Here is a 12,785-nt window from a genome sequence, read left to right as displayed (position 1 = left end):
GGTCGAAGGAGAATGTCGATGAGACGAAACATGCTCGCCCTGACCGCCGGGCTGCTGGCCGTCCCGCTGGCGCTGTCCGGCTGCGGTGGCTCCGGGGACGACGATGCGGCCGGCGGAGTCGTCCGGCTGACGTTCCGGCAGTTCGATCCGCCGAGTGAGATCGGCGGACTGCAGACGGTGGTCCAGACCTGGAACGCCAAGCATCCCGACATCCAGGTGAAGCTCGAGACGCTGAGCGGACCGGACAGCGCCCAGCAGTTCGCCCGCGAGGCCAACTCGGGCTCCGGACCGGACGTCGTCCAGATCGCCAACGTGAACGTGAAGGACCTCGCCAAGCCGAAGATCCTGAAGCCGATCGACGACCTGGCGAAGAAGTCCGCCCCGGAGACGCCCGTCGACCAGTACCTGGCGCTCGACCTGGCGAAGTTCCAGGACAAGACGTGGGCCCTCCCCTGGACCGTCGACACCTACGCGCTGGCGTACCGTCCGGACCTGCTGACGGCCGCCGGCCTGAAGCCGCCGACGACCTGGGACGAACTGGCGACCGACGCCGTCAAGCTCAGTGACGCGAAGGCCAAGCGCTCCGGTTTCTGCTTCACCGGCGCGAGCGGTCCCGGCTCCGGTCAGTGGTTCCCGATCAACTACTACCTCTGGTCGCACGGACAGACGCTGGTCAAGCAGGACGGCGACAACTGGAAGGTCGGCGTCGGCCAGGACGAACTGCAGTCCACGATCGACTACTTCAACAAGCTCTTCACCTCGGGCGCGACTGCCAAGTCGATGATCGCGGTCGAGCAGCTGACCGACCCGCAGCTCGTCGGCGGGCTGTCCCGCGGGACCTGCGCGATGACGATGATGGCGCCGCAGACCTTCCGCCAGGCCAAGAAGGCGAACCCGGCCGTGCAGACCGCGCCGATGCCCGACGGGCTGAAGGACGGCGCCACCCACCTCGGCGGCCGGATGCTCGGGATCAGCGCTGCCTCCAAGCACCCCGAGCAGGCGTGGGAGTTCCTCAAGTACCTCAACAGCTCCGAGGCGTTCACCAAGATCTCGCAGTACCCGGCGGCCACCACCGTGCTCACCAAGATGAAGGTCCCGGCGGGCGAAGAGGGCTACCAGCAACAGTTGCCGCATGCCCAGACGTTCGGTCGCTACATCAGCGGTCCGGTGCCGGTGAACACGCTGAGCAAGATCACCAACGCCCAGTTCGGCGCCGTGTACTCCGGGCAGACCGACAGCCACTCGGCGGCGGCGAACATCATCAGCCAGATCGAGGGTGAGCTGAAGTCGCGATGAATGCCGGCCGCCTCCCGCGGCGTCGCGGTCCGTCCGGCGCGCTGACGCCGTACGGGCTGATCGCCCCGGGGCTGATCATCCTGCTGTTGTTGTTCGCCGTCCCGGCCGCCTACAACCTCTGGCTGTCGGTCCACGACGTCACGCCGTACGACGCCCTCGGGGACGGCGTGTCCGTCGGGCTCGGGAACTTCCACTCGGTGCTGAAGAACCCGTTGACGCTGAGCAGCCTGAAGAACACGGTCGTCTGGCTAACGCTCGCGACCGTCGCGATCCGGTTGGTCCTGGGGCTCGGTATCGCACTGTTGCTGCAGGCTCCGGTCCTGCGCCGGCTCCGGCTGGTCGGGGTGACGCGGACGCTGGTGCTGATCCCGTGGATGATCCCGCCGACCGTCGCGGTCGCCGCCTGGCGGTGGCTGCTCGACGGGCAGGCCGGTCTGCTCAACCAACTGCTGATGCGGTTCGGTCTGATCGACCAAGGAGTCCCGTTCCTCGGACAGACGAGCACCGTGTGGTGGTGCGTGATCGCGATCATCTCTTGGCGTGAGCTGCCGTTCGTGATCATCGTGCTGATGGCCGGGCTGCAGGCGATTCCGCAGGACCAGTACGAAGCGGCGGCGATCGACGGAGCCGGCCGCTTCGGGACGCTCTGGAACGTCACGCTGCCGAACCTGCGGCCGGTGCTCGGCGTCGTCGGGCTAATGATCACGATCAACTCGTTCAACAACTTCGTCTACGTGTGGCTGACGACCGGCGGCGGCCCGGGCACCTACACCCAGGTCCTCGCGACGCAGCTGTTCACCACGGCCTTCGTCGACAACAAGCTCGGCTCGGGTGCGGCGATCGGGCTGCTGATGTCGTTCTGCATGGTCCTGTTCACGATCTTCTACTTGGGGGTCCTGCAGCGGAGGTCGAAGGCATGACCGCGACGACGTACACGCGAACGGAAGCCTCGACAACGACCCGGGAGCTGCGGCGGCGCAAGGTCCGGTCGCGGACCGGTGACGCGGTCGTGCTGGCCACGGTCGCGGTTGTGCTCGCCGCGATGGTCTTCCCGTTCGCCTGGATGGTGATGACCGCGTTCCGGCCGGCGGACGAGATGTTCGACCTGAACCGGATCTTGCCGAACCACTTCACCCTGCATGGCTTCCAGCAACTGTTCTCCGGCTCGTCCTTCGGTCGCTACGTGCTGAACAGCGCGATCGTTGCACTCGCCGCGATGGTCATCGCGGTCTTCATCTCCTGCCTGACCGGCTACGCGTTCTCGCGGTTCGAGTTCCGGGGCAAGCGGGTGCTGATGGTGGTCTTCATCGCGGTGCAGCTGTTCCCGTTCGTCATCCTGATCACGCCGCTGTACCTGTTCTTCTCCGAGCTGCACCTGCTGAACACGTACCAGGGCCTGATCCTCGCGTACGTCGGGTTGGTGCTGCCGTTCGCGACGTACCTGATGATGGGGTACTTCAACACCGTCCCGAAGGGGCTCGACGAGGCGGCGCGGATCGACGGCTGCTCACCCCTCGGGGTGCTGTTCCGGGTGATCTTCCCGATCGCCTGGCCCGGGGTGGCGACCGTCGCGATCAACACGTTCGTGATGGCCTGGGAGGAGTACCTGTTCGCGAAGGTGCTGATGACCGACAACCAGCTGAAGACCGTGCAGGTCGGGCTGTCCGACTACTTCGGCGAGTTCACGACACAATGGGACCTCGTCATGTGCGCATCGGTGGTGGCGTCGGTTCCCACCGTCATCCTCTTCGCGATCGCTCAGCGACGTCTGGTATCCGGTCTCGCGACCGGCAGCGTGAAGGAGTGACGATGAACAGTCAGCCCAGGCCGCCGACGATCAAGGACGTCGCCACCCTGGCCGGGGTCAGTATGTCCACCGTGTCGCGGGTGCTGAACGGATCCGCGGCCGTCCAGACCGAGACCGCCGAGCGGGTACGGCGTGCCGTGACCCAGCTCGACTTCGTGCTCAGCGCGTCGGCACGCTCGCTGCGTCCCGGCGTTCGGTCCATGACCTGGGGCTTGCTCGTCGACGCCGTCGAGTCGCACTACTTCAGCACGCTGATCGCCGAGCTCGACCGGGCGGCGCAGGACCACGGTTCCACTCTGCTCGTGTCGGTGACGCAGAAGGAGTGGGCGCGCGAGAAGCATCTGATCAAGGAGATGTCGAGTCGCCGCGTCGACGGGTTGTTCGTCGTACCTGCCAACGGTGACGTGCTCGGCGAGCGGTCGCGCTTGTCGAGTGTGCCGATCGTGTACGTCGATCGGATCCCGAGCGGTGTCGTCGCGGATGTGGTGACGTTCGACTACTACAAGGCGATGGCCGATCTCGTCGAAGAGCTGTGGACGCAGGGCCATCGCCGGATGGCGTTCATCGGTGGCGAGGTGGACACCGATCCCGGATCGCGGCGGTACGCGGCCTGGAACGACATCCTTCGCCAGCACGGCAGCACTCCCGATCCGGACCTGGTGAGCGTCGGCCATCTGGTTGCCGACACCGCGACCGAGGCCGTCGTCGGGATGCTGCGTTCCGATCAGCCACCGACCGCTGTGGTCACCACGACCGGCCTGCTGCTGCTCGGCGTACTGCATGCGATCGCACTCGAAGGCGCTGACATCGAGGCCGCCTGTACGGAGGAGATCGACTCGGCCTTCCTCTCCCCCGTGCCGCTCACCCTGGTGGCCGCCGACTTCAAGCTGCTGGTGAGCAACGCCGTCGAACTCCTCACGGCCCGCGTCGAGAACCACAGCGAGCCGCCGACCACCCGGCTGCTGCCCACCGGCCGCGTGCGGCTCGAACCGCTCCGCTCCTCGACCTCCTGACCACTCCCGAAAGCGAGCTATCTCGTGACCCGACCGAACATCGTGATCGTCTACACCGACGACCTGGGGTGGGGAGACCTCGGTTGCTACGGCAGCCCGGAGATCCGCACGCCTCATATCGACGCGCTGGCGGACCGCGGCGTCCGGATGACCGACTGGTACTCGAACTCGCCGGTCTGCTCGCCTTCTCGGGCCTCGCTGCTGACCGGGCGGCACCCGGCGCATGCCGGAGTTGAGTCGATCCTCGGCGCCCGCCGCGACACCCACGGCCTGGCGCCGCAGTCCACGCTCGCCTCGACGCTCGCGGACGCCGGCTGGAAGACCGCGATCTTCGGCAAGTGGCACCTCGGTGTCGAACCGGGGTCGGCCCCGCTCCGGCACGGCTTCCAGCACCACGTCGGCTTCCGCGCGGGCTGCGTCGACTACTACTCGCACATCATGTACTGGGGCGTCCGGTACCCGATCCACGACCTGTGGTCGGACGACACCGAGATCTGGAACAACGGCGAGTACCTGACGGATCTCATCACCGACCGGGCTGTGGAGTTCATCGAGGAGGCCACTGAGCCTTTCCTTTGTTACGTCGCCTACAACGCCCCGCACTATCCGATGCATGCACCGGAGGATGCGATGGCGAAGTACGCGCATCTGCCGTGGGACCAGCAGGTGATGGCCGCAATGGTCAGCCGGGTGGACGACGGCGTTGGCCGCATCGTTGAAACCTTGTGGGAGACCCGGCAGCTCGACAACACGATCATCTTCTTCTCCTCCGACAACGGCCCGTCCGCGGAGGAGCGGAACTGGCTGGGCGGCGAGGAGATCGCGTACGCCGGCGGCTCGACCGGTGGCCTCCGTGGACACAAGGGGTCGGTCTTCGAGGGCGGCATCCGGGTGCCCGGCATCTGGTCCTGGCCGGATGGATTGCCCGAGGGCCGGACCTGTGACGTGCCGTCGATGATGATGGACGTGACGCCGACGATCCTCGCCGCGGCCGGCCTCGCACCCGACGCCGACCTCGACGGCCAAGACCTGCTGCCCGCGCTGACGGAGGGCGAGACCGATCCGGATCGCGTGCTGTCGTGGGAGTACGAGGGACAACTCGCGGTACGTCGCGGCAACTGGAAGCTCGTCGTCGATCCCAGCGACCGTCTCGGCGTACCGCAGGAACCGGGCCGGCTGCTGTTCGATCTGGCCGCGGACCCGCACGAGACCACCGACGTGACCGCGCGCGAGCCCGAAGTACTGGCCGACCTCGAGAAACAGGTCAGCGTCTGGACCGAGGCCCTCGATGGCTGGCGGAAGTCGCGGGTTTAAGGCCGCTTGTGGATCACCAGGGGTAGCACCGCGGCGGCACCGGCTTCCCGAAGCTTGGCGGTCGCCACGGTGACCGGCCACTGGGACGACGTGGCGTCCACCAGCAGGAGCACGGTCCGCGCGGTGACTGCCTGAGCGGTGGTGTCGTTCACCTGGAGGCCGTCGCGCCAGACCTTCGCCTCCTCGGCGGATGACAGGTCGTCGGTGTAGCCGGTGCGGTCGATCGTGAGCTCGGCGCGATCCAGCCGGCCGACTCCCGCCACGTGATCGGCAATCACCGACGTCAACTCCGGATGACCACCGGCAGCCAGCGGTACGACGACCTCGGGGCGAGCCGACCAGGATCCGCGCCACCGGGACAACGCCGCGACCGCCCCGGCCTTCAGAGCCTCGACTGCCTCCGGGACCGGCGAGCCGTTGAACGCTCCGGCCAACGCGTCCCGCCACTCGGGAGCATCGGCGTACACGACGATGCGGCCGGGCTCGGCCGAGAGCGCGGGCGGGATCTTGCCCCGGGCACCGAACGCCCCACCGGGCCACATCTTGCGCGGCTCCAGCACGTGGACCTCGCCGCGCAGCGAGCGGGTGATCGTCGCGACCGTCTCCGGATCGGGACGCGCCACCAACGGTTCCGGCAGCGCACCGATACACACCGAGCACCGGCCGCACGGCTCCGCGGACGGATCGTCCAGGGACTCCTGTAGAAGTTGCATCAGGCAACGGTCGCCGCGGGTGTACGCGCGCATGATGTCGGCCTCGCGCCGCCGTACCGACACGATCCCGTCGTAGTGCTCCGCGTCGAATGTCCACTCCACCCCGGTCCGCAGCCAGCCGCGCTCGACCCGGTCCACCACGCCGTCGACCGCCAACTGCTTCAGCATCAGCTCGACGCGCGTCCGCCGCAGACCGGTCTCGGCCTCCAGCCCCGGCACGCTCGCCGGCGCATCCGGGCCGTAGCTCTCCAACGCCCGCAGCAGCCGCTGCACGTTCTCCGGCACCGGGATCGTCGCGGTCGCGAAGTAGTCCCACACCCCGGCATCCGCCTCGGACGGCAGCAACGCCACCACCGCGTGATCGATCCCGCGCCCGGCACGACCGACCTGCTGGTAGTACGACACCGGCGACGGCGGCGACCCGACATGCACCACGAACCCGAGGTCCGGCTTGTCGTACCCCATCCCGAGGGCCGATGTCGCGATCAGGGCCTTCAGCCGGTTGTCGCGCAGCGCGTCCTCGAGGCTCTCTCGCTCCCCCGCGTCGAGCTGGCCGGTGTACGCCGCGACCGGCACGTCCCGCCCATGCACCTCCTGGACCACCGCCGCCAGCCGCTGCGCATCCGCGACCGTCAACGCGTACACGATCCCCGACCCCGGAAGCTGCGGCAGCACATCCACCACCCACGCGAACCGGTCGAGCGGCGAGAGCGCATCCACCACCGCGAGCTGCAGACTCGACCGAGCCAGCGGACCACGCAGTACCAGAGTCGACTCGCCCAGCTGCTTCGCGACGTCCTCGGTCACCCGCGCATTGGCGGTCGCTGTCGTCGCCAGCACCGGAGTCTTGGGGTTCAGCTGCTGCAGAACCTCGGACACCCGCCGATAGTCCGGGCGGAAGTCGTGCCCCCAGTCGGACACCGCGTGCGCCTCGTCGATCACCAGCAGACCGACCTGCCCGGCCAGACCGTCGAGCACCCGCCGCCCGAACCCCGGATTCGCCAACCGCTCTGGCGACACCAGCAGTACGTCGATCGCGCCGGACCGCAGGTCGTGTTCGATACTCGACCAGTTCTCGATGTTGTTCGAGTTCAGCGTCGCTGCGCGCAGCCCCGCTCGGCTCGCGGCCGCGACCTGGTCACGCATCAACGAGAGCAGCGGTGACACCACCAGCGTCGGACCGAACCCCTCCGACCGCCGGATCGCCGTAGCCGCCCAGTACACCGCGGACTTGCCCCAACCGGTCGCCTGCACGACCAGCACCCGCGCCGCCGCCTCGCACAGCGCCGCGACCGCGGTCTCCTGGTCCGCCCGCAACCGGGCGTCATCACCCGCGATCGCACGGATCACGTCCCCTGCGACCTTCGCACGGTCGTCGGTCAAGGTCAGCGTCGCATTGGTCGTCGAGTCAGTTGCGGAGTCAGTCGAGTCGGTCCCAGCCATGCCGAAAACCCTAGACGCCTCCACCCCCAGTCCGCTCGCCGCAACCCCGCTCCTGTGGATAACGCCCCCAGAACCCCAAGCAGCCCAACCCGCTCACCCCGCCGCTCACTTGCCGGTTGGCCGACTGGCCGACTGGCCGACTATCCGCCGACTGACGCACTGCAACCCGCCAGCCCAACAACAACCCGCCACCGACGCTCAGCCGGGCAGGCCGAGCGCCAGCTCCCGCGGCGCGCCAGGCGGTGGTCGTGGCCGGCGAAACGGGGGGCTTGGACAGGTACTGGGGGGTGGGGGCCTGTTATTGCCTGTGCGGAGTCACCGGTTGCTGTGTGCAGGTGCTAGCGGCGGGCGGGGCTGGGTTGGGTGGGGTTAGGCGCAGCGGTCGGGGTGGCAGGGGGCGCCGGTGGTTGTGGTCAGGCGGCGGGGGCCGGGGCCGGCCGTGGCGAGGGTGTCGAGGGGGTTGGCCAGGGCGCAGCGGTCGAGGGACAGGCAGCCGCAGCCGATGCAGTCCTTGAAGTCGTCGCGGAGTTGCTCGAGGTGCAGGATCCGGCGGTCGAGTTCGGCCTGCCAGCACTCGGAGATCCGCTCCCAGTCGGCGCGGGTCGGCGTCCGGTTCTCGGGCAGCAGCTTGAGAATCGCGGCCACCTCGCTCAGCGGGATGCCGACCCGCTGGGCGATCCGGATGAGCGCCACCCGCCGCAGCGTGTCCCGCTTGTACCGGCGCTGGTTGCCCGACGTACGGCGGCTCAGCACCAGCCCCTGACGCTCGTAGAAGTGCAGAGCCGAGATCGCCACGCCACTGCGCTGCGACAGCTGCCCGACCGTCAACTCACCCGGCTCGATGTCCATCGCCCACTCCTCCAACCTCAACTAAAGTCGAGGCTAGCGGACGGACTCAGACAGTGACGACCCGCCGCCCGATACTCGCCGACATCAGCGCGGCCGCGGCGCACAACCCACCGGCCAGGTACCACGCGAGGTTGTAACTGCCCTGCGCGTCCCGGATCACACCGGCACCGGTCGCGGCCAGTGCGGCACCCACCTGGTGCGACGCGAACACCCAGCCGAACACGATCGGACCGTCCTGCCCGAACCACTCCCGGCACAGCGCCACGGTCGGCGGAACGGTCGCCACCCAGTCCAGCCCGTAGAAGATGATGAACACCCAGGTGCTCGGCGCGGCGGTCGGACCGAGCAGCGAAGGCAGCACCAGTAGCGACAGACCGCGCAGCGAGTAATAGGCGATCAGCAGGTACCGCGGATCCCACCGGTCGGTCAGATACCCGGAGAAGATCGTCCCGCCGACGTCGAAGACACCGACCAGCGCCAACAGCGAAGCAGCCGTCGTCGCCGGCATCCCGTGGTCGTGCGCGGCCGTCACGAAGTGCGTCCCGACCAGCCCGTTCGTCGACGCACCACAGATTGCGAACCCACCCGCCAGCAGCCAGAACGCCGGCCGCCGCGCAGCCATCCGCAGCGCATTGAGCGCCCGCACCGCACTACTACCCGTCATCTCAACCCGCTGCCCGGCTGTGCTCCCCTCCGGAGCGCCGTACGCCCGCAGCCCCACATCACTCGGGTAGTCCCGCAGGAACAACAGCACCAGCGGTACGACGGCCAGCGCGGCACCGGCAGCCACCAGCGCGGGCACACGCCAGCCGTAGTGGCCGGCGAGCGACGCAATGAGCGGCAGGAAGATGAGCTGCCCGGTCGCACCGGCCGCTGTCAGGACTCCAGTGACCAGACCGCGCCGATGAACGAACCAGCGTCCGGTGATGGTCGCGACGAACGTCATCGACATCGAACCGGTGCCGACACCGACAAGCAGACCCCAGCACAGCAGCAACTGCCAGGACTCGGTCATGAAGACGGTCAGACCGCTGCCGAGCGCGATCAGCACCAGCGCTCCACTGACTACCTTCCGCAGCCCCAAGCGGTCCATCAGTGCCGCCGCGAACGGCGAGATGCCACCGAACAGCAGCAGGTTGATCGACACCGCCGCCGAGATCGTCGCGTGCGACCAACCGAACTCCTCGTGCAGCGGGTCCAGCAGCACACTCGGCACCGACCGGAAGCCGGCCGCCCCGATCAAGGTCACGAACCCGACCACCGCGACCGCCCAGGCCAGGTGCACCCGGGGAGTCTTCTTCGTCTCCAGAATCTGCGTCACCCGACCAAGAGTGCCGGTTCGATGATCATCGAACAAGTGGCCAGAATGCCACGATGTGTCAAGATATGGCCATGCCTACTCGGAGTCCTCGGAGTGCACGCCGGCACCTGGCGTCGGTCGGCCCACACGTGATCGCCGTGCTCGCCCTCGAGCCGGTGGTCGGGTTCGACCTGACCATTCCGCCGACGGTGTTCGGCGCCGCGACCAAGGCCGACGGCACGAAGCTGTACGACGTACGCATCTGTGGCCTCGGTGGACCGGTGCGGGCGGGCGCCGGCTTCAGCCTCGTCCCGGACCACGGCCCCGAGGCGCTGGCCGAGGCCGACACCGTCATCATCCCGGGCACCTACATCGCAAAGCCGCGGTACGAAGGCACCCTGCCCGACGACCTCGCGGCCGCGCTGGCGACCATCCGTCCGGGCACCCGGATCGCCTCCATCTGTACGGGCGCCTTCGTCCTGGGCGCGGCCGGCTATCTCGATGACCGCCCGGCGACCACGCACTGGGAGCGGGCCGAGTTGTTCCGCAGTGTCTATCCGCAGGTGCAGCTCGACGAGGACCGGCTGTTCATCGACGACGGCGACGTCCTGACCTCGGCCGGACTGGCCGCGGGCATCGACCTGTGTCTGCACCTGATCCGCCGCGATTTCGGCAGCGAGGTCGCCAACCGGGCCGCGCGGCATTGCGTCGTCGCGCCGTGGCGTGACGGCGGACAGTCGCAGTTCATCGAGCGCGCCGTACCCGAAGAGGGCAGCGAGGGTACGTCGCCCACGCGGGCCTGGGCGCTCGGACGGCTCGGTGAAGAGATCAGCCTGGCGGGCATGGCCGCGCATGCACAGATGAGCGTCCGTACGTTCAGCCGGCGCTTCAAGGCCGAGACAGGCCAGTCCCCCGGCACTTGGCTGCTGCAGCAGCGCGTGCGCCACGCCTGCCACCTGCTCGAGACGACCGACCTGTCCGTCGACCGGATCGCCGAGGAGGCCGGCCTGGGTACGGCGGCCTCCCTGCGACACCACCTGCGGTCCGAGCTCGGAGTCTCCCCGCTCGCCTACCGCAAGACCTTCCGGGCGGGCTAAACGATGACTAGGTCGTGCGGCTGGTTGTTCATCGACTCGCCGCCGTCCGCGGTCACCACGACGATGTCCTCGATGCGTGCACCCCACCGCCCCGGCTGGTAGATCCCGGGCTCCACGCTGAACGCCATACCCGCCTCCAGCGGCAGACTGTTGCCCGCCACGATGTACGGCTCCTCATGCACGTCCAGCCCGATCCCGTGGCCGGTGCGGTGGATGAAGTACTCACCGAACCCGGCGTCGGCGATCACGTCCCGCGCCGCCGCGTCGATCGACTCCGCCGTCGCACCGGGCCGCACAGCGTCCACAGCGGCCTGCTGAGCCCGCTGCAGTACGGCGTACGTCGCGGCGACGTCGGCGTCCCGCGGCGTACCGACGGCGTACGTGCGGGTCGAGTCGGAGTTGTAGCCCTCGGCCACCGGACCACCGATGTCGACGACGACCACATCGCCCGCCTCGATCACCCGCTCGGACAGGGCGTGGTGCGGGCTCGCGCCGTTCGGGCCGCTGGCGACGATCACGAAGTCCGCCTCGGTGTGGCCTTCCTCGACGATCGCGGCCGCGATGTCAGCGCCGACCTCGGCCTCGGTCCGGCCCGGCCGGAGCCAGTCGCCGACCCGCGCGTGCACGCGGTCGATCGCGGCGCCCGCCTTGCGCAGCGCCTCGATCTCCGCAGCGTCCTTGCGCATCCGCAGCTCGCGCACGATCGGACCGGCGAGCACCTGCTCGGCCTTCGGCAACGCGTCTCGGATCCCCAGCACGTGCAGCGCCGGCGTGAAGTCGCTGACCGCGACCCGCTCGGCGCCCCGCAGCCGATCAGCCGCCAGGGTGTACGGGTCGACGCCGTCGACCCACGTCACGACCTCGACACCGAGCTCCTCCAGCGGCAGACCGGAGAACCCCGGCGCCTCCAGCTTCGGGACGATCAGCGCCGGTACGCCGTCGGCCGGGATGAGCAGCGCGGTGAGGCGCTCGAACGAACCGCCCGGCTGACCGATCAGGTAGCGCAGGTCGGAGCCCGGCGCGATCACCAAACCAGTGCCGGCCGCAGCCGCACGGGCACGGTCGAGACGGGCACGGAGTACGGCGGCCTCGGGAACGGGAGGAAGTGCTGAGCGACGAGCCATGGTGCGACTCTAAAACTGTCGGGGCCGATTGCTACAACTGCTCCCATGACTCTGCACCATGTGTCGATCGGCGAGGGCCTACCGGTGCTCGCGATCCACGGCTGGACACCCGACCACCGGCTGATGACCGGCTGCCTCGAGCCCATCTTCACCGAGCTGCCCGGCTACCGCCGGCTGTACCCCGATCTTCCCGGCATGGGACAGAGCCCGGCCGGTGACATCGACAGCTCGGACGGCATCATGGCCGCGCTCCGAGCCTTCATCGACGAGCAGATCGGCGACCAGCCGTTCCTCCTGCTCGGCGAGTCGTACGGCGGCTATCTCGCCCGCGGTCTCGTCGCGGAACGCCCCGACCAGGTCCTCGGGCTCGGGCTGATCTGCCCGACCGGCCGGCTGTGGCACAAGGACCGGCAGCTTCCCGAGCATGTGGTGCTGCGGACCGAGCCAGGGGTGCTCGAGTCGCTGACCGAGGGTGAGGACTTCACCGAGATCGCGGTCGTACAGACGGCGGCGGCGCTGGCGGCGTACCGGTCGGATGTCGCGCCGGGGCTGGAGATCGCCGACACCGCGGCGATGGACCGGATCCAGCAGAAGTGGGCGTTGACGACAGCTCCGGAGAGCGGCCCGGTGTACGAGCGGCCGTCGCTGATCATGTGCGGCCGGCAGGACTCGGTGACCGGGTACGCCGATCTGTACGAGATCCTCCCCCACTACCCGCGGGCGACGTACGCGGTGCTGGATGTGGCGGGTCACAACCTGCAGCTCGAGCAGCCGGAGTTGTTCGGCGCGCTGGTCCGGGAGTGGTTGCAAAGAGTCGGCTGAGGGCTCC

The 12,785-nt window shown here is 68.8% G+C and carries 11 protein-coding genes; 7 read left to right on the top strand and 4 right to left on the bottom strand.

The window, feature by feature from the left end:
• Nucleotides 1–18: 18 nt before the first annotated feature.
• Genes AC0662_RS05940 through AC0662_RS05920 form a run of 5 tightly spaced genes read left to right on the top strand, consistent with a single transcriptional unit; the run spans nt 19 to nt 5,430 of the window.
• Nucleotides 19–1,296: an ABC transporter substrate-binding protein gene (locus tag AC0662_RS05940; protein ID WP_478298828.1), complete on the top strand. Its 1,278-nt coding sequence runs from the start codon at nt 19–21 to the stop codon at nt 1,294–1,296.
• Nucleotides 1,293–2,216 carry a carbohydrate ABC transporter permease gene (locus AC0662_RS05935; RefSeq protein ID WP_452202879.1) on the top strand — a complete coding sequence of 308 codons (924 nt, stop codon included), beginning with the start codon at nt 1,293–1,295 and terminating at the stop codon, nt 2,214–2,216. The genes AC0662_RS05940 and AC0662_RS05935 overlap by 4 nt, the downstream gene beginning before the upstream one ends.
• Nucleotides 2,213–3,103 carry a carbohydrate ABC transporter permease gene (locus tag AC0662_RS05930; RefSeq protein ID WP_478298826.1) on the top strand — a complete coding sequence of 297 codons (891 nt, stop codon included), beginning with the start codon at nt 2,213–2,215 and terminating at the stop codon, nt 3,101–3,103. Before AC0662_RS05935 ends, AC0662_RS05930 begins: the two co-directional genes overlap by 4 nt.
• Before the next feature lie 2 nt (nt 3,104–3,105).
• Nucleotides 3,106–4,116, top strand: coding sequence for a LacI family DNA-binding transcriptional regulator (locus tag AC0662_RS05925; RefSeq protein ID WP_478298824.1), 1,011 nt, complete (start codon nt 3,106–3,108; stop codon nt 4,114–4,116).
• A 24-nt stretch (nt 4,117–4,140) separates the two neighbouring features.
• Nucleotides 4,141–5,430: a sulfatase family protein gene (locus AC0662_RS05920; RefSeq protein WP_452202885.1), complete on the top strand. Its 1,290-nt coding sequence runs from the start codon at nt 4,141–4,143 to the stop codon at nt 5,428–5,430.
• Here AC0662_RS05920 and AC0662_RS05915 read toward each other — a convergent pair.
• From AC0662_RS05915 to AC0662_RS05905, 3 genes are all read right to left on the bottom strand, one after another.
• The gene (locus AC0662_RS05915) at nt 5,427–7,586 is read right to left on the bottom strand and encodes a RecQ family ATP-dependent DNA helicase (RefSeq protein WP_478298822.1); all 2,160 of its coding nucleotides are present in this window, start codon (nt 7,584–7,586) and stop codon (nt 5,427–5,429) included. The genes AC0662_RS05920 and AC0662_RS05915 overlap by 4 nt on opposite strands.
• 369 nt (nt 7,587–7,955) lie before the next feature.
• Nucleotides 7,956–8,435 carry a redox-sensitive transcriptional activator SoxR gene (gene soxR, locus AC0662_RS05910; protein ID WP_452202889.1) on the bottom strand — a complete coding sequence of 160 codons (480 nt, stop codon included), beginning with the start codon at nt 8,433–8,435 and terminating at the stop codon, nt 7,956–7,958.
• A 46-nt stretch (nt 8,436–8,481) separates the two neighbouring features.
• Nucleotides 8,482–9,756: an MFS transporter gene (locus AC0662_RS05905; RefSeq protein ID WP_452202891.1), complete on the bottom strand. Its 1,275-nt coding sequence runs from the start codon at nt 9,754–9,756 to the stop codon at nt 8,482–8,484.
• A 71-nt stretch (nt 9,757–9,827) separates the two neighbouring features.
• Between AC0662_RS05905 and AC0662_RS05900 the strand changes: the two genes are divergently transcribed.
• Nucleotides 9,828–10,832 (top strand): GlxA family transcriptional regulator, encoded by a 1,005-nt coding sequence (locus AC0662_RS05900; protein WP_478298820.1) that lies wholly within the window; start codon nt 9,828–9,830, stop codon nt 10,830–10,832.
• Here the strand turns inward: AC0662_RS05900 and AC0662_RS05895 are convergent.
• Nucleotides 10,829–11,956 carry a M24 family metallopeptidase gene (locus AC0662_RS05895; protein WP_452202894.1) on the bottom strand — a complete coding sequence of 376 codons (1,128 nt, stop codon included), beginning with the start codon at nt 11,954–11,956 and terminating at the stop codon, nt 10,829–10,831. The genes AC0662_RS05900 and AC0662_RS05895 overlap by 4 nt on opposite strands.
• Nucleotides 11,957–12,001: 45 nt before the next feature.
• Between AC0662_RS05895 and AC0662_RS05890 the strand changes: the two genes are divergently transcribed.
• Nucleotides 12,002–12,778: an alpha/beta fold hydrolase gene (locus AC0662_RS05890; protein ID WP_452202896.1), complete on the top strand. Its 777-nt coding sequence runs from the start codon at nt 12,002–12,004 to the stop codon at nt 12,776–12,778.
• Nucleotides 12,779–12,785: the final 7 nt, after the last annotated feature.

This window comes from Kribbella sp. NPDC043289, assembly GCF_056436705.1.
Note: the sequence above shows the minus strand (reverse complement) of the source record. Positions and strands in the feature narration are given on the sequence as shown.